Here is a 294-nt window from a genome sequence, read left to right as displayed (position 1 = left end):
AAGGAAATTTTAGAAGTTGAGAAGTATGGGTTGTTACAACTAATAACTCACGACTAAGAACTCATGCCTAAAAGACTATGGGGGATTAGCTCAGCTGGCTAGAGCGCTTGCCTTGCACGCAAGAGGTCACCGGTTCGACTCCGGTATTCTCCACGATCAGGTTAAAAGAATCTGAAAACGTTCATTGACATATTGGTAGAATGATATCGTAAAGAATCAAGATAGAGAAGTTAAATTTAAATATTTAACAAGAATATTTTTTATAAGAACAAATTATAAAGAGCTCGTTCTAGA

The 294-nt window shown here is 36.1% G+C and carries 1 tRNA gene; it reads left to right on the top strand.

The features are described 5' to 3' along the window. The first annotated feature begins 79 nt into the window (after window positions 1-79). Window positions 80-153: transfer RNA gene (locus tag F7018_RS17965), tRNA-Ala, on the top strand. The last annotated feature ends 141 nt before the right edge of the window (window positions 154-294 follow it).

Source organism: Tenacibaculum aiptasiae, assembly GCF_008806755.1.
GTDB classification, from domain to species: Bacteria; Bacteroidota; Bacteroidia; order Flavobacteriales; family Flavobacteriaceae; genus Polaribacter; species Polaribacter aiptasiae.
This window is presented reverse-complemented; position numbering and strand designations above follow the sequence as displayed.